We start from the raw sequence: 15,712 nt of genomic DNA on the forward strand, positions 1-15,712 counted from the left end.
AAAGCCGGGCCTCACGACCCGGCTTTTCCTGTTACCTTGATACGCACATTACACTATTCAAGGAAAGAGGACGGGTTCACCGGCGTCGCATCCTTGCGGACTTCGAAGTGAACCTGTGGACGCTTGGCGCTGCCAGTCATGCCCGACGTCGCGATGGTCTGGCCACGCTGGACCTTCTGGCCGCGCTGAACGTCGAGGTTTGCGGCGTTGCCGTACACCGTCACCTTGCCGTCGTCGTGGCGAACCAGAACCGTGTTGCCGAGCTGCTTCAGTCCGTTGCCGGCATAGATGACCACACCGTTTTCGGCAGCCTTGATCGGCGTACCTTCAGGCACGGAGATGTTGATGCCGTCATTGCGATTGCCATCGACATTTTCGCCGAAGCCGGAGATGACGGCACCGCGAACCGGCCAGCGGTACTTGCCAATGCCTGTAGACTCCGGTGCAATCGAAGCGACATCGGACTTCTTCTCGACATCGCTGACACTTGCTTCGGCAGCCGGCGCCTTTGGCGCTTCTGTCTTGGCAACTGGCGTTTCGACAGCCTTTGCAACCGCTGCAGGCGCAGTTTCATGTGGCTTGACCGAAGCGGTTTTGATGCCATCCGTTCCGGCAGCTGGAATCGTCAGTGTCTGACCGATGCGGATATTGCCGTCTGCCATGTTGTTGGCAGCCTTCAGATCGGCAACGGAGACGCCGTTTTCGCGGGCAATCTTGGCAATGCTGTCGCCCGGCTTGACCTTATAGCCACCGGTTGGCGGCAGTCCCTTGCCGCCTGGAGGTGTCAGCTTGCCGCTTTCAGCCGAAGCCTTGTCGCGCGCCGCCGTCTGCGCCGGCAGAACCGCAACATTCTGCTCAGGACCACGAGCCGGAGCCGGTGCGTTGTTCTTGCTCAGATCAATGTTGTCGGACGCAGCGCGCGCAGCGTTGCGTGGCTGACCGAAGCGTGGAATGACAATCGACTGACCGGGACGTGCGGCCGATGCCGTCTTAAGACCGTTTGCGTCGAGTAGCGCCTTTTCCGGAACGCCATAGCGTCTGGAAAGCGTGGCGATGGTTTCACCGGAGTTGAGCGTGACGGAAGATGCTCCCTCGGTATGCCAGCCGTTGCTATCGCGCTTGACGGTTCCTGTCGAAAGCGTGTCGGCGCCATTATTGGCCGGTACGCGTGCCGATGCCATGGATGGCGCACGGTTTGCGGTCGCAGATGGCAATGGCTGCGCCATGGCTTCGGTTCTCGTGGCCGGATCACGGCCTGCTGCTGAAGATGGGGCTGAAAGCTCAGCGCGCTGAACCGGCGCGGCGGACGATGCTGCGCGGGCCACCGATGGCTGAACCGAACCGTAACCGCCATTGGCAGCCGGATAGGGCTGATTGGTGGCTGCGTTCTGGCTTCCATAACCGCCCTGCGGTGCGGTTGCATAACCACCGCCATTCATATCGCCCTGTGGAACGGGGGCTTGGCCATAGGCACCGGCACCGTTTCGCTGGGGAATGGACGCGGTCGTCATCTGGTCCGTATTGTTGCTGGAAAAGAGTCCGGAGAAGCGTGTCGCATCCGAGCTGCAACCCGTTGCGACGCTTGCCAGCAATGCCGCTGCGAACATCTTTGCGATTGATTTTCCGATTTTAGGCGAATGACTCATACGCATGACTCGATCTACACTGACGCAAACGCCGCATCGGAATCGATCCGGCTCAACAAACTCTGCAAGGCCCCTCTTCCGAAACGGAAAAACCATGCGTCGATGGAGATGATTAAAGCGCGTTAGTGTTACCACGCCGTTAAAACGTTAAGCACTTCGCATATTTTTTGACATTTCGATAACCATGACGGAATGGGCGCATCAAAAACACGGCCTTGCTTCCGCCAATGATACCGGTGACGACAAGGCGGGTTCCTCCACCCATCGCCAGTTGACGACGGGCCATCGTCCACGCCAAATCCCCGCAGCGCGGTTGAAGGAGGAGCGATCATGATCGACAAGCTGGAATTTTTCATCGCGCTTGCCCGAGCCGGGCACTTCGGACGGGCCGCGGAAGAATGCGGGATTTCGCAGCCGACGCTTTCAGCAGCGATCCGACAGCTTGAGGATCATCTTGGCGTCGTTCTCGTCGTACGCGGGTCGCGCTACCAAGGCCTGACACCGGAGGGCCAGCGCGTTCTCGAGTGGGCGCGAAGGATCGTTGGCGATACACGCACCATGCGTGAAGAAATGCGCGCAGCAAGAAAAGGTCTTGCTGGACATATTAGGATTGCCGTCATCCCTACCGCGCTGGCCATGGTGCCGAGGTTGACGGAACCTTTTCAAGCGCGGCATCCCGACGTCACCTTCTCGGTAACGTCCCGTACCTCCTTGCAGGTTCTCAGCCAGCTTGAAAATCTCGATATAGATGCGGGAATCACCTATCTCGATAATGAGCCACTCGGTCGCGTGACGACGGTTCCTCTCTATTCAGAACGCTATCACCTGATCACCGCTGCTGGCACACCCTTGGCGGATCGCGAAGTCGTGACCTGGAAAGAGGTATCGGACCTTCGGCTTTGCCTATTGACCTCTGACATGCAGAACCGCCGCATTATCAATCAGCACATGGCGGAAGCCGGCGCTCCGGTGAAGCCAACGCTCGAATCCAATTCAATGATCGTCCTCTTTTCTCACATACGAACAGGCAAATGGGCCTCGATCATGCCACGTAACGTAGCGGAATCATTCGGCTTTCCTGAACAAATCAGAATGATTCCGATTTCCGAGCCGGATGCGGAGCACCTGGTGGGCCTCGTCGCGACCCATCGGGAACCACACACCCCCCTTGTCTCAGCGCTCCTGCACGAAGCAAGGTCGCGCGCTGCGGCATCCGCCTTTGATAGAAATTTTCTATCGATCGACGCGAAGGCGTTATTGACCTGATCCAGTCAATTTCGTCATCTTTGACAAGAGCCAATTTAACGGCTTGCGCATTTGCTTTCGGTCGTCGTTTACCGAAAGCGTGGGTTGGCAGAATTTGAGGTTTCGCCAATCTTGCGTCGGTTTGGGAGGACTGACCATGAACATTCGAGCGGTTGCCACCACTGAGGCAAGCCGGATATCAGAGATCATCGATCACTGTCGTCACTTGGAAGGGCCCATGCTGCCTATCCTGCATCATGTGCAGGCGGAGTTCGGCTATATTCCAGAAAGCGCCAAGCAGTTGATCGCTTCCGCGCTGAACTTGTCGCGCGCCGAGGTCCATGGCGTCGTTACCTTCTACCACGATTTCCGCGATCAACCGGCAGGACGTCACAGCTTGAAGCTCTGTCGCGCCGAAGCCTGTCAGTCCATGGGCGGCGATCGGCTAGCCGAACGGGCGAAGGCAAAGCTCGGCCTCGACTGGCATGAGACTGCACCTGACGGCTCGGTCACGCTGGAACCGGTCTTCTGTTTAGGGCTCTGCGCCTCTGCTCCCGCAGCCATGCTGGATGGAGAACTTCATGGGCGATTGGACGAACACTGTCTGGACGACATCGTGGCGGAGGTGAGCAAATGACCATCACCGTTTTCGTTCCCCGCGATGCAGCGGCTCTCGCCGTCGGCGCCGACAAGGTCGCAGCAGCCATCGAGCGTGAAGCAGCCTCCCGTGGCACTTCGATCCGCGTCGTGCGTAATGGCTCACGCGGCATGCTCTGGCTGGAAGTACTTGTCGAGGTGGAGACCGACCAGGGCCGCGTGGCCTATGGGCCAATCAAGGCATCCGACGTTCCTTCTCTGTTCGAAGCGGGCTTCCTGGCGGGAGGTGCGCATGCACTTTGCCACGGCCTCACAGAAGAAATGCCCTTTCTGAAAAGCCAGACGAGGCTGACCTTCGCCCGTTGCGGCATCACCGATCCTTTGTCTCTGGATGATTATCGCCAGCATGGCGGCCTTCAGGGACTGGAAAAGGCCGTTGCGATGGCGCCTGCGGATATCGTCCGGCAGGTCACTGACAGCGGTTTGCGCGGACGCGGTGGCGCTGGCTTTCCGACAGGCATCAAATGGAAAACGGTCGCGGACGCCGCTGCCGATCAAAAATACATCGTCTGCAACGCGGATGAGGGCGATAGCGGCACCTTCGCCGACCGGATGATTATGGAAGGCGATCCCTTCGTTCTCATCGAGGGCATGGTGATCGCCGGTATCGCGGTGGGTGCCACCAAAGGCTATATCTACACGCGCTCGGAATATCCGCATGCAATCGCTGCCATGGAAGAGGCGATCCGCATCGCCCGTAATGCCGGTATTCTCGGCGCTTGCGTGATGGGCTCGACCTATGCGTTCGACCTTGAAGTTCGCATGGGTGCGGGTGCCTATGTCTGCGGCGAGGAAACCTCGCTTCTGAACAGTCTGGAAGGAAAGCGCGGCATCGTCCGTGCCAAGCCGCCGCTGCCTGCGCTTCAAGGACTGTTCGGCAAACCCACCGTCGTCAACAACGTCATGTCGCTGGCGTCCATTCCGGTGATCATGGATCGCGGTGCACAGTTCTACCGCGATTACGGCGTTGGCCGGTCTCATGGCACAATCCCGATCCAGCTTGCCGGAAACCTGAAACATGGCGGCCTCTACGAAACCGCCTTTGGCATGACGCTCGGCCAGCTCGTCAACGATATCGGTGGCGGAACTCTCTCCGGTCGTCCGGTCAAGGCAGTCCAGGTGGGCGGCCCGCTCGGGGCTTATTTTCCGCCATCGCTTTTCGACACGGTCTTTGACTACGAGGCCTTCACCGCCGCTGGCGGCCTGATCGGGCACGCGGGGATCGTCGTTTTCGACGAAAGTGTCGACATGCTCAACCAAGCGCGGTTCGCGATGGAATTCTGCGCGGTCGAGAGTTGCGGGAAATGCACGCCTTGTCGCATAGGCTCGACACGCGGTGTCGAAACGGCCGATAAGATCGCGCGAGGGATCGAGCCCGAAAAGAACCGCCAGCTTCTGGCGGATCTCTGCAACACCATGAAGTTCGGCTCGCTTTGTGCGCTGGGCGGCTTCACCCCATATCCGGTGATGAGTGCGATGACGCACTTCCCGGAGGATTTCGCACCCACCCCACTTGTTGAAGCGGCGGAGTGATACCATGACCCTCGTTCCAGAAATCGACTACGGCACACCGGCTTCCAAATCCACCGACATGGTGACGCTCACCATCGATGGCCGAGACATTACTGTGCCCGCTGGCACCTCCATCATGCGCGCTTCCATGGAAGCAGGCATTCAGGTGCCCAAACTCTGCGCCACAGATATGGTGGATGCTTTCGGCTCCTGCCGTCTCTGTCTGATCGAGGTGGAGGGTCGAAACGGCACCCCCGCCTCCTGCACCACGCCGGTTGCGCCAGGCCTCGTCGTCCACACGCAGACGGAGCGGCTGAAGCAGATCCGCAAGGGAGTGATGGAGCTTTACATCTCCGACCACCCGCTGGACTGTCTCACCTGCGCTGCCAATGGCGATTGCGAATTGCAGGATATGGCAGGTGCTGTCGGCCTTCGCGATGTGCGCTACGGCTATGAGGGCGACAACCACGTCAAGGCCCGTTCGACCGATGGCGCGATCAACGCGCAATGGATGCCGAAGGACGAGTCGAACCCCTACTTCACCTACGATCCGTCGAAATGTATCGTCTGCTCGCGGTGCGTTCGCGCCTGCGAAGACGTGCAGGGAACCTTCGCGCTGACCATTGAGGGCCGCGGCTTCGACAGCCGCGTTTCTGCCGGCGCGCATGAAGCCTTCCTCGATTCCGACTGCGTGTCTTGCGGTGCCTGCGTGCAGGCCTGTCCGACCGCGACACTAACCGAAAAGTCGGTGATCGCCATCGGTCAGCCGGAACATTCCGTGGTCACCACCTGCGCCTATTGTGGCGTCGGCTGCTCCTTCAAGGCAGAAATGCGCGGCGAAGAGCTCGTCCGCATGGTGCCGTGGAAGGATGGCCAGGCAAACCGTGGCCATTCCTGCGTCAAGGGTCGATTTGCCTATGGTTACGCCAGCCATAAGGATCGCATCCTTAATCCCATGATCCGCGAGAAAATCTCCGATCCCTGGCGCGAAGTCACCTGGGAAGAGGCGTATGCGCATGTCGCATCCGAATTCCGTCGGATCCAAAACCAGTATGGCAAGGAATCGATTGGCGGCATCACCTCTTCTCGCTGCACCAATGAAGAAACTTATCTGGTTCAGAAGCTGATCCGCGCTGGCTTCGGCAACAACAACGTCGATACCTGTGCCCGCGTCTGCCATTCGCCAACCGGTTACGGCCTCGGTCAGGCCTTTGGCACCTCTGCTGGCACGCAGAATTTCGACAGCGTCGAGCATTCCGACGTGGTGCTCGTCATCGGCGCGAACCCCACGGATGGACACCCGGTATTCGGCTCTCGGCTGAAGAAGCGGTTGCGCCAGGGCGCCAAGCTGATCGTCATCGATCCACGCCGCATCGACCTTGTGCGCACGCCGCATGTGGAAGCTGCCTTCCACCTTCCCCTCAAGCCCGGCACGAACGTTGCGGTGCTGACGTCGCTTGCGCATGTCATCATTACCGAAGGGCTTTTCGACGAATCCTTCATTCGCGAACGCTGCGACTGGTCTGAATTCGAGGACTGGGCAGCCTTTGTGTCGGAAGAGGAGCACAGCCCGGAAGAGACCGAAAAGTTCACCGGCGTTCCGGCGGCGGACCTGCGCGGCGCCGCACGGCTTTATGCGCGCGGCGGCAACGGCGCAATCTATTACGGCCTGGGCGTAACCGAGCACAGCCAAGGCTCCACCACTGTCATGGCGATTGCAAACCTTGCAATGGCGACCGGCAACATCGGTCGTCCGGGCGTTGGCGTGAACCCGCTACGCGGTCAAAACAACGTCCAAGGTTCGTGCGATATGGGCTCCTTCCCGCATGAGCTGCCGGGCTATCGGCACATTTCTGATGACGCGACGCGCGAAATCTTCGAGAAACTATGGGGTGTCACACTCAATAACGAACCCGGTCTGCGTATTCCAAACATGCTGGATGCCGCTGTCGAAGGCACCTTCAAGGGCCTCTATGTGCAGGGCGAAGACATCCTCCAGTCGGACCCGGATACCAAGCACGTATCCGCGGGACTGGCTGCCATGGAATGCGTTGTGGTGCATGATCTGTTTCTGAACGAAACCGCCAACTACGCGCATGTCTTCCTGCCGGGATCGACGTTCCTTGAAAAAGACGGCACCTTCACCAATGCCGAACGCCGCATCAACCGCGTGCGCAAGGTCATGAGCCCGAAGAACGGCTATTCGGACTGGGAAGTGACGCAGAAACTCGCGCAGGCGATGGGGCTGGACTGGAATTATACTCATCCGTCTCAGATCATGGATGAAATCGCGGCGACGACGCCAAGCTTTGCGAGCGTTTCCTACGATTATCTGGAGAAGCACGGCTCCGTTCAGTGGCCTTGCAACGAAAAATTCCCGCTCGGCTCGCCCATCATGCACATCGATGGCTTCGTGCGCGGTAAAGGCAAGTTCATCCGCACGGAATATGTGGCGACCGACGAGCGCACGGGGCCACGCTTCCCGCTGCTGCTGACAACGGGCCGCATCCTGTCGCAGTACAATGTCGGTGCGCAGACACGGCGGACCGAGAACGTCGTCTGGCACGAAGAAGACCGGCTGGAAATCCACCCGCACGATGCGGAGCAGCGCGGCATCAACGATGGTGACTGGATCAAGCTTGCAAGCCGGTCGGGCGATACGACGCTGCGCGCGCTGATCACCGATCGTGTGTCGCCGGGTGTGGTCTATACGACGTTCCATCACCCCGACACTCAGGCTAATGTCATCACCACCGACTTCTCCGACTGGGCAACCAACTGTCCGGAATACAAGGTAACGGCGGTCCAGGTCTCGCCCTCTAACGGTCCGACGCAATGGCAGGAGGAATATGAAGAGCTGTCCCGCCAGTCCCGCCGTATCGTTGCGAAACTGGACGCTGCGGAGTAGGACGGGGGATGCAGCGAACCCCCAGCAGAACGATCGAAGAGTGGCGCTTCCGGCAGGGACGGATCGAGGCGGGTCACCGCATCGTTCCGGAAGAAGTGCCGATCGCTTTTTCCTACGGCGGCTCCACGCACGCCGTGATGATGGCAACGCCTGCGGATCTTGTCGACTTCGCATATGGCTTCTCGCTGGCCGAAGAGATCATAACCACGGCGCAGGATATTCTGGAGGTGGAGCTAGTCGAGGCGGGGCGCGGGATCGACGTGCAGATCACGTTGCGGGACGCGACTGCCGATGCGCTTGTAGCGCGCCGTAGGCGTATGGCGGGACCAGTCGGCTGTGGCTTGTGCGGCATTGAGTCGATCGACCAGGCAACCCGCTCTGTCAGAACGGTAAACGACCCAGCATCGCGCTGGCAGCCGCGACAGGTCAGCGAGGCCATCCGCATGCTGGCAGACGGGCAGAGCCTCAATCGCGAGACTCGCGCCGTCCACGGCGCGGGTTTTTACCGACCGGAAAGCGGCATTGTCGCCATTCGTGAGGATGTCGGGCGGCACAATGCTCTGGACAAGCTGTCTGGCGCGATCCTTCGATCGGGGCTGTCTCCACTCGAAGGGATTGTAGTGGTTACAAGTCGTCTTTCCGTGGAGATGGTTCAGAAAACGGCTCTCCTCGGCTGCCCTGTTCTGGTCGCGATTTCGGCGCCGACGGCGCTCGCCATTGAGACAGCAGACGAATCCGGGATCAGCCTCATTGGCATTGCACGCGGCGATGAATTTGAAGTGTTTACCAGACCCGATCGTCTGGCATCGGGGGAGACCAGTCATGTCGCTTAGTCACACAGATGAAAAACTCGTTCGTATGGCGAACCAGATTGCCACCTTCTTCCTCTCGCAGCCACAGGACGTGCAGGTGGACGGTGTCGCCACTCATATCAACAAATTCTGGGAGCCGCGCATGCGGCGGCGTTTCTTCGAGATGATCGATGGCAGCCACGAAGGATTTCTGCCGCTGGTTTTGACCGCAGCCAAACAGATCAAGCGTCCGGAAGATCCGACGTCGCAGGCAGTCGGACTTGGTTCAGATGCTGCAAAGGGCGCGCCGGGCGGAAAGGGAGTAGTGGCGGGAGAGTCGCTGTCGGAGCCCAGCATTCCACCAACTGGAGCATGAGAGTGAAGGGCATCGTCACCGGGTCCACCTACTGTCACGATGCCGTTGAAAAACAAATGGAGACCACCGGCTCTCCGATTTCTCACAGATTTTCAATTCATTGATTGTCGCTCATTGCATTTGAGCGACCATCATTAGAGTAGTCCTGACATTCCAAGAGGGAGGTATTGTCGATGGCAGTTACAGGCGTAAGCGGAGGAGGCATGGCGGGGACCGGTCTTCTCGATCGAGAGCGAATCATCGCCAAACCCGGATTCAATCGTTGGCTGGTTCCGCCCGCCGCACTGGCCATTCACCTGTGCATCGGTATGGCCTACGGCTTCAGCGTATTCTGGCTCCCTTTGTCGAAGGCTCTTCCCGCCACAGATCCGAGCTGCTCGAACTTGACGCTGATCGGTGCCCTCTTCACGACTGCCTGTAACTGGCGCGTGGCAGATCTTGGGTGGATTTACACTCTGTTCTTCGTTCTCTTGGGCTGCTCTGCGGCCATCTGGGGCGGTTGGCTGGAGCGTGTCGGCCCGCGCAAAGCCGGCTTCGTTTCCGCGTGCTGCTGGTGCGGCGGTATTCTCGTCGCGGCGATCGGTGTCATGACCCATCAGTTGTGGTTGATGTGGCTCGGTGCAGGTGTCATCGGTGGCGTGGGCCTCGGGCTTGGCTATATTTCGCCCGTATCGACGCTGATCAAGTGGTTCCCGGACAGGCGCGGCATGGCGACGGGCATGGCCATCATGGGATTTGGCGGCGGCGCGATGATCGGCGCTCCACTCGCCAACCTGCTGATGGGCCATTTCAAGACCGATACGACCGTTGGCGTCTGGCAGACGTTCGTCGTCATGGCGCTGATCTACTTCGTCTTCATGATGGCCGGTGCTTTTGGATACCGCATCCCACCCGCTGGCTGGCGCCCGGAAGGCTGGACGCCCCCTGCTTCCAAAAGCGCGATGATCACCACGCGCCACGTGCATCTGCGTGACGCCCACAAAACCAAGCAGTTCTGGCTGATCTGGGCGGTTCTTTGCCTCAACGTCTCTGCTGGCATTGGCGTGATTGGCATGGCTTCTCCCATGCTGCAGGAAATCTTCGCCGGTTCTCTCATCGGAGCGCCAGGTGTCGCCTTCTCAGACCTCGATGCAGCGCAAAAGGCACAGATTGCGGCGATCGCAGCAGGCTTCACCGGGCTTTTATCGCTCTTCAACATTGGCGGCCGCTTCTTCTGGGCCTCGATGTCAGACAAGATCGGCAGAAAGAACACTTACTTCTGCTTCTTCATTCTTGGCATCGTGCTTTATGCGCTTGCACCGACGCTTGCGCTGATGGGCTCTAAGGCTCTCTTCGTCCTTGCCTTCGGCATCATCCTGTCCATGTATGGCGGTGGTTTCGCCACCATCCCGGCCTATCTCGCGGATATCTTCGGCACACAGTTTGTCGGCGCCATCCATGGTCGCCTCCTGACGGCTTGGGCAACGGCTGGTATCGTTGGTCCTGTCGTGGTCAACTACATCCGTGAGGCACAAATCGCCGCTGGTGTCGCACCGGGCCCGGCTCTCTATACTAGCACGATGTACATCCTAGCCGGCATGCTGGCGCTCGGCCTCATCGCCAACGCCTTCGTCAAGCCACTCTCCGACAAGTGGTTCATGTCAGACGAGGAAGTTGCCTCGCTTCAGGCAAAGACCGCGGCGGCCAATGCCGGCCCGACAGGCTCCTTCGGCATCGGCAAAGGCGGTTTCGATGGTAAGGCGGCTCTCGCCTGGGCCGCAGTCGGCCTCCCGCTCCTGTGGGGTGTATGGGTTACCCTGAAGAGCAGCTTCGCGCTCTTCGGGTAAGTGCAGCAAGACAGGTCAAAGATCATCGGGAGCCGGTGTAAGCCGGCTCTTTTTTTAGCCACTCTGAAGTGATCTAGGCGTGTCGCGATCTTGAGCTTCGCTCATATGTCTTTATAGCATGACGTGACCACAAAACCGCTGCACAGTCCGACGCGACAGGCTCTAAAGATAGGTTGCGATGTGGGATTCGATTGGCAGGAAGGGTGTTTCAAAAAGCTCTTCGCGCTCGAAGCGACTGCCGGTCTTTGAAAAGCGGGTCATCACGCAGCGCCCATCTTCAAGTATGATCGGGGCAATCATCATACCGCCGGACACGATCTGCTCAGTGAAGAAGCGCGGCATGGCGGAAAAGGCGGCGGTGGAAACGATGCGGTCAAAGGTTCCCTCACCCACAAGACCGTTCGAACCATCGGCCTGACGGATGACCACATTGCGGATGCTGAGATCGTCCATCCGATTCTGTGCCGCTTGAACCAGCGTTTTGTATCGCTCCACGGAGAGTACACGTTCCGCACGTCGCCCAAGGACCGCGGTCATGAAGCCGCTACCCGTGCCGATTTCAAGCACACGCTGGCCGGGCTTCACCTGGAGCCGGGCGATGATCTTCACCGCCATATCGGCGCCTTCCATGAAGGCTCCGCAGTCGATGGGGATTGTGCGGCTGCAATAGGCGTCTGCGGCGAGAGGCGCCGGAACGAAGAGAGAGCGTGGCGTCTGCTCGACCGCCGTCAGAAGATCGAGGTCGGAAATGCCCGCGGCCCGCAGTCTGAGGACAAGCGCAGCGAAGCCTTCTTTCTCCACCATGGGCGATTTCAATCGTTTGCTCCGAATCCAAGTGCCTTGGCGATCCGATCCTTGACCGAGTAGTCGGTAAGGTCAAGCTTGAGGGGTGTTACCGAAATCTTGTTGTGCTTGACGGCATGGATATCGGTGCCCTCCATGAAGGTACCGAGGCGTTCGCCGAAACGCAGCCAGTAATAGGGTAGACCGCGGCCATCCTGGCGCTCTTCCACCATCAAGCCAAAGTCGAGCTTGCCTTGTCCCGTTACGCTGACACCTTGGACGTCTTCGGGTCCGCAGTTTGGGAAGTTGAGATTGAGAAAGGTACCATCCGGTAGATCGACCTGGCTCAACTTGCGAATGAGATCCGGCGCGTAGGATTCGGCAACCTCCCAGGGAACGACCCGCTCGGCTGTACCCGTATAGGCGTAGGCTTGGCTCAGCGCGAAAGAGCGGACACCCTGAAGCGTGCCTTCGATCGCACCCGCGATCGTTCCCGAATAGGTCACGTCGTCGGCCATATTGGCGCCGGAATTGACACCGGAGAGAACCAGATCTGGCTTACCGGGAAGAACTTCACGGATGCCCATGATAACGCAATCGGTCGGCGTGCCGCGTACCGCGTAATGCTTGTCCGATATCTTGCGCAAGCGAAGCGGCTCGGAGAGCGTCAGGGAATGGGCAAGACCGCTCTGATCGGTTTCCGGCGCAACGATCCACACATCGTCAGACAGCGTGCGGGCGATGCGCTCCAGCGCGGCCAGACCCTCCGCGTGGATGCCATCATCATTCGTCAGTAAAATCCGCATGATCTTCTCCCTCATCGCTTCGTCCCGTGCCACCACCGCGCCCGCAACCGCGCAACCGGAAGGCAGGCCGAGCGGGTACACTCCTCATGGCAGAGGTGACTTTCCGCGCCGGTGACGCGGAGACCAGACTTCAGAACTCAGGCAGCCTTCTCGATTCGCTTCAAACCGCCCATGTAAGGCAGCAAAACGTCCGGAATGGTGACCGAGCCATCTTCGTTCAGATAGTTTTCCAGAACCGCGATCAGGCAACGTCCGACGGCGGTACCCGAGCCGTTCAATGTGTGAACGAACGTCGTGGCCTTGTCGCCCTTGCCGCGATAGCGCGCATCCATGCGTCGTGCCTGGAAATCGCCGCAGACGGAGCAGGACGAGATTTCGCGATATGTGTTCTGGCCGGGCAGCCAGACCTCGAGATCGTAGGTCTTGCGCGCGCCAAAGCCCATATCACCGGTGCAGAGCGTCATCGTGCGGAAATGCAGGCCCAGACGCTTCAGCACTTCTTCGGCACATGCCGTCATGCGCTCATGCTCTTCAATCGAGCTTTCAGCATCGGTAATCGACACAAGTTCGCACTTCCAGAACTGGTGCTGGCGCAGCATGCCGCGGGTGTCGCGACCGGCGGAACCTGCCTCCGAGCGGAAAGAAGGCGTCAACGCCGTGAAACGAAGCGGTAGCTTTTCCTGTTCGAGAATTTCACCGGCAACCAAATTGGTCAGCGTCACTTCCGCGGTCGGAATGAGGTATCGCCCGTCCGTCGTCTTGAACAGGTCTTCCTCGAACTTGGGCAGATTGCCCGTTCCATACAGCGTTTCAGCACGCACCATAAGCGGCGACGAGACTTCCGTATAACCGTGTTCGCTGGTGTGCAGGTCAATCATGAATTGACCGAGCGCACGCTCCAGCCGGGCAATCTGGCTAGTTAGCACGGTAAAGCGCGAGCCCGAAAGCTTGGCAGCACGATCGAAATCCATGTAGCCCAGGGCTTCACCGATCTCGAAATGCTCCCTCGCCGGGTGGTTCCAACCGGGTTTCTGGCCAACGACGCGCGTCACGACATTGTCGTTCTCATCCTTGCCGACCGGTACACCGTCCAGCGGAATATTGGGAATGCGCGAGAGGGCATCGTTGAGCTGACCGGTAACCTGACGGTCTTCCTCTTCCAGCTTCGGCATGCTGTCCTTGATGTCAGCGACCTCGGCCTTCAGCTTCTCAGCCAATTCAGCGTTCTTCTGCGCCATGGCAGCGCCGATCTCCTTCGAGGCGGCATTTCGGCGAGACTGCATGTCCTGCAAGGTCTGGATGACGGAGCGGCGCTTCTCGTCGAGCGCAATCAGGCCCGCGGACTGAGGTTCGGCTCCGCGCTTGGCAAGCGCAGCATCGAAGGCTTCAGGGTTTTCGCGTATCCATTTAATATCGTGCATCGTCGTTCCAGACCGTGGTTTTTGCGTCTTGGCTTGTTGGAAAACAAAACGCCGGGACAAATGACCCGGCGTCTGGAGAAAAGCGTTCGAGAACCGTTAGACCTCTTCGGGGCCTTCAAGCTCCCGTCCAGCAACTTCGGCAGCGCGCTTCTTCTCCACGAGTCGAGCCATATAGATTGAAACCTCGTAGAGAAGGATCGCCGGCAAGGCAAGACCGATCTGGGACATGGGATCGGGCGGGGTCAGAACGGCAGCGACGATGAAGGCGGCGACGATCGCAAACTTGCGCTTTTCTCTCAGCCAGTCGCTGGTCAGCAATCCAACGCGTGCCAGAAGCGTGGTGACGACCGGTAACTGGAACACAAGCCCAAAGGAGAGAACGAGCGTCATGATGAGGCTCAGATACTCAGACACCTTCGGCATCAGCGAAATAGCTACCTCGCCATCTTGCGGCAATTGCTGCATGGCAAGGAAGAACCACATCACCATAGGCGTGAAGAAGAAATAAACGAGAGCGGCGCCGAGGAGGAACAGCAGTGGAGAAGCGATAAGGAACGGCAAAAAGGCCGCGCGCTCATTCTTGTAGAGGCCGGGTGCCACGAACTTGTAGAGCTGTGACGCAACCACCGGGAAAGAAATCACCATGGCTCCGAACATGGCGACCTTGATCTGGGTGAAGAAAAATTCCTGCGGAGCCGTGTAGATCAGCGAGGATTTCGCAACATCCAGACCGGCCCAGATGACCGCCCACTTGTACGGAATAACGAGTAGATTGAAGAGATGCTTGGCAATGGCGAAGCATGCGAGGAAAGCGATGAAAAACGCGCCGAGCGACCATATGAGCCGGGTGCGCAGTTCCATGAGGTGTTCGATAAGCGGCTGCGGCTTATCCTCGGTATCCTCACTCATGCTTCATCCTTCTTGGCCTTGGCGGTCCGGGTCTTTTTCAGCGGCGTTTCTGCGGCGACGTCATCGGATCTGGCGCTTTCGGTTTTCGCCTTTGTGACGCTCTGCTTCTTCGGCGTTACGGTGCTCGTCGTTTTCGATTTTGCCGCCGTTGCAGCCATCTCTGTAAGTGCAGGTGTAATGGCGGGTTCGGCTTCCATGTCAGCGATGGAGGCAACCTTCGGCTTCTTTGCATCAGCCTTGGCGGCTATGGTGCGAGACGCACGTTTCGGTTTTGCGGCAACCGTTTCCGCCTCGACTTCCTGAGCAGACTTGGCGGATGCCTTCCGATTGCGCTTGGGCTTCTCGGCGATGGAATTCGCCGTCACCGTTGCATCTGTGGCGATCGAACTGGTAGTGCCGGGTGCTGTCGCAGGATACAGGGCGGAAGGCGGCGTATCCGGTAACCTCATTTCGGGCTCGGACAGCGTAACCGCAGGTGCATCGGCCGGAGCGCTGGTTGCAGGTCCAGATGGTGGCGTTGCAGCATTCTGCAGGTCGGAGCGGATGTCATTGCCGAGCTGGCGCAGCGGGTTCATCGCATCGCGCAGAGAATTGGTCGGGTTGAGATTGCGGACATCGGCGATCGTCTGGCGCACATCGTCCATGTCGGCCTCTTTCATGGCCTCATCGAACTGAGCGCGGAAATCCCCCGCCATCTTGCGGAAACCGGCCATCGTCTTGCCAAAGGCACGGATCATGGGTGGCAAGTCTTTCGGGCCAACAACCACGATCAGGACGATCGCGATCACCAGTAACTCGCTCCAGCCGATATCAAACATCAAAAAGCTCCCGA

The 15,712-nt window shown here is 59.1% G+C and carries 13 protein-coding genes; 7 read left to right on the forward strand and 6 right to left on the reverse strand.

The window, feature by feature from the left end; translation table 11 throughout:
* Positions 1-53: 53 nt before the first annotated feature.
* Positions 54-1,652 (reverse strand): peptidoglycan DD-metalloendopeptidase family protein, encoded by a 1,599-nt coding sequence (locus ACQZ5M_RS08485; RefSeq protein ID WP_449079464.1) that lies wholly within the window; start codon positions 1,650-1,652, stop codon positions 54-56.
* A 324-nt stretch (positions 1,653-1,976) separates the two neighbouring features.
* On the opposite strand from ACQZ5M_RS08485, the gene ACQZ5M_RS08490 reads away from it, so the two are divergent.
* The 7 genes from ACQZ5M_RS08490 to ACQZ5M_RS08520 all read left to right on the forward strand — a co-directional run bounded on the left by ACQZ5M_RS08490 (position 1,977) and on the right by ACQZ5M_RS08520 (position 10,961).
* Positions 1,977-2,912 (forward strand): LysR family transcriptional regulator, encoded by a 936-nt coding sequence (locus ACQZ5M_RS08490; RefSeq protein ID WP_296021953.1) that lies wholly within the window; start codon positions 1,977-1,979, stop codon positions 2,910-2,912.
* A 136-nt stretch (positions 2,913-3,048) separates the two neighbouring features.
* Complete coding sequence (locus ACQZ5M_RS08495) at positions 3,049-3,528, forward strand: formate dehydrogenase subunit gamma (protein ID WP_449079465.1); 480 nt, start codon at positions 3,049-3,051, stop codon at positions 3,526-3,528.
* Entirely contained in the window at positions 3,525-5,081 is a 1,557-nt protein-coding gene (locus tag ACQZ5M_RS08500) for a formate dehydrogenase beta subunit (RefSeq protein ID WP_449079466.1), read from the forward strand. Before ACQZ5M_RS08495 ends, ACQZ5M_RS08500 begins: the two co-directional genes overlap by 4 nt.
* Positions 5,082-5,085: 4 nt before the next feature.
* The gene (gene fdhF, locus ACQZ5M_RS08505; RefSeq protein WP_296021946.1) at positions 5,086-7,968 is read left to right on the forward strand and encodes a formate dehydrogenase subunit alpha; all 2,883 of its coding nucleotides are present in this window, start codon (positions 5,086-5,088) and stop codon (positions 7,966-7,968) included.
* A gap of 8 nt (positions 7,969-7,976) precedes the next feature.
* Positions 7,977-8,801, forward strand: coding sequence for a formate dehydrogenase accessory sulfurtransferase FdhD (fdhD, locus tag ACQZ5M_RS08510; protein ID WP_449079467.1), 825 nt, complete (start codon positions 7,977-7,979; stop codon positions 8,799-8,801).
* The gene (locus tag ACQZ5M_RS08515) at positions 8,791-9,135 is read left to right on the forward strand and encodes a formate dehydrogenase subunit delta (RefSeq protein WP_449079468.1); all 345 of its coding nucleotides are present in this window, start codon (positions 8,791-8,793) and stop codon (positions 9,133-9,135) included. The genes fdhD and ACQZ5M_RS08515 overlap by 11 nt, the downstream gene beginning before the upstream one ends.
* A 173-nt stretch (positions 9,136-9,308) precedes the next feature.
* The gene (locus ACQZ5M_RS08520; protein WP_449079469.1) at positions 9,309-10,961 is read left to right on the forward strand and encodes an OFA family MFS transporter; all 1,653 of its coding nucleotides are present in this window, start codon (positions 9,309-9,311) and stop codon (positions 10,959-10,961) included.
* Between the two features lie 162 nt (positions 10,962-11,123).
* Here the strand turns inward: ACQZ5M_RS08520 and ACQZ5M_RS08525 are convergent, their stop codons facing one another.
* The 5 genes from ACQZ5M_RS08525 to tatB all read right to left on the reverse strand — a co-directional run bounded on the left by ACQZ5M_RS08525 (position 11,124) and on the right by tatB (position 15,698).
* Positions 11,124-11,777, reverse strand: a complete 654-nt coding sequence (locus ACQZ5M_RS08525; protein ID WP_296098357.1) for a protein-L-isoaspartate(D-aspartate) O-methyltransferase — start codon at positions 11,775-11,777, stop codon at positions 11,124-11,126.
* Complete coding sequence (gene surE / locus ACQZ5M_RS08530; RefSeq protein ID WP_449079470.1) at positions 11,774-12,550, reverse strand: 5'/3'-nucleotidase SurE; 777 nt, start codon at positions 12,548-12,550, stop codon at positions 11,774-11,776. Before surE ends, ACQZ5M_RS08525 begins: the two co-directional genes overlap by 4 nt.
* 137 nt (positions 12,551-12,687) lie before the next feature.
* Positions 12,688-13,971 carry a serine--tRNA ligase gene (gene serS / locus ACQZ5M_RS08535; RefSeq protein WP_449079471.1) on the reverse strand — a complete coding sequence of 428 codons (1,284 nt, stop codon included), beginning with the start codon at positions 13,969-13,971 and terminating at the stop codon, positions 12,688-12,690.
* A gap of 96 nt (positions 13,972-14,067) precedes the next feature.
* On the reverse strand, positions 14,068-14,880 hold the full coding sequence (tatC, locus tag ACQZ5M_RS08540) for a twin-arginine translocase subunit TatC (RefSeq protein WP_296021930.1): 813 nt from the start codon (positions 14,878-14,880) through the stop codon (positions 14,068-14,070).
* Positions 14,877-15,698 carry a Sec-independent protein translocase protein TatB gene (tatB, locus tag ACQZ5M_RS08545; protein ID WP_449079472.1) on the reverse strand — a complete coding sequence of 274 codons (822 nt, stop codon included), beginning with the start codon at positions 15,696-15,698 and terminating at the stop codon, positions 14,877-14,879. Before tatB ends, tatC begins: the two co-directional genes overlap by 4 nt.
* Positions 15,699-15,712 lie beyond the last annotated feature (14 nt).

Source organism: Rhizobium sp. 22-785-1 (genome assembly GCF_053521965.1).

Coding starts and splice junctions, on each gene's coding strand:
- ACQZ5M_RS08520 (WP_449079469.1), top strand. CDS start 9,309: ATGGCAGTTACAGGCGTAAGCGGAGGAGGCATGGCGGGGACCGGTCTT.
- surE (WP_449079470.1), bottom strand. CDS start 12,550: ATGCGGATTTTACTGACGAATGATGATGGCATCCACGCGGAGGGTCTG.
- ACQZ5M_RS08485 (WP_449079464.1), bottom strand. CDS start 1,652: ATGCGTATGAGTCATTCGCCTAAAATCGGAAAATCAATCGCAAAGATG.
- serS (WP_449079471.1), bottom strand. CDS start 13,971: ATGCACGATATTAAATGGATACGCGAAAACCCTGAAGCCTTCGATGCT.
- fdhF (WP_296021946.1), top strand. CDS start 5,086: ATGACCCTCGTTCCAGAAATCGACTACGGCACACCGGCTTCCAAATCC.
- ACQZ5M_RS08495 (WP_449079465.1), top strand. CDS start 3,049: ATGAACATTCGAGCGGTTGCCACCACTGAGGCAAGCCGGATATCAGAG.
- tatC (WP_296021930.1), bottom strand. CDS start 14,880: ATGAGTGAGGATACCGAGGATAAGCCGCAGCCGCTTATCGAACACCTC.
- ACQZ5M_RS08515 (WP_449079468.1), top strand. CDS start 8,791: ATGTCGCTTAGTCACACAGATGAAAAACTCGTTCGTATGGCGAACCAG.
- ACQZ5M_RS08500 (WP_449079466.1), top strand. CDS start 3,525: ATGACCATCACCGTTTTCGTTCCCCGCGATGCAGCGGCTCTCGCCGTC.
- tatB (WP_449079472.1), bottom strand. CDS start 15,698: ATGTTTGATATCGGCTGGAGCGAGTTACTGGTGATCGCGATCGTCCTG.
- fdhD (WP_449079467.1), top strand. CDS start 7,977: ATGCAGCGAACCCCCAGCAGAACGATCGAAGAGTGGCGCTTCCGGCAG.
- ACQZ5M_RS08490 (WP_296021953.1), top strand. CDS start 1,977: ATGATCGACAAGCTGGAATTTTTCATCGCGCTTGCCCGAGCCGGGCAC.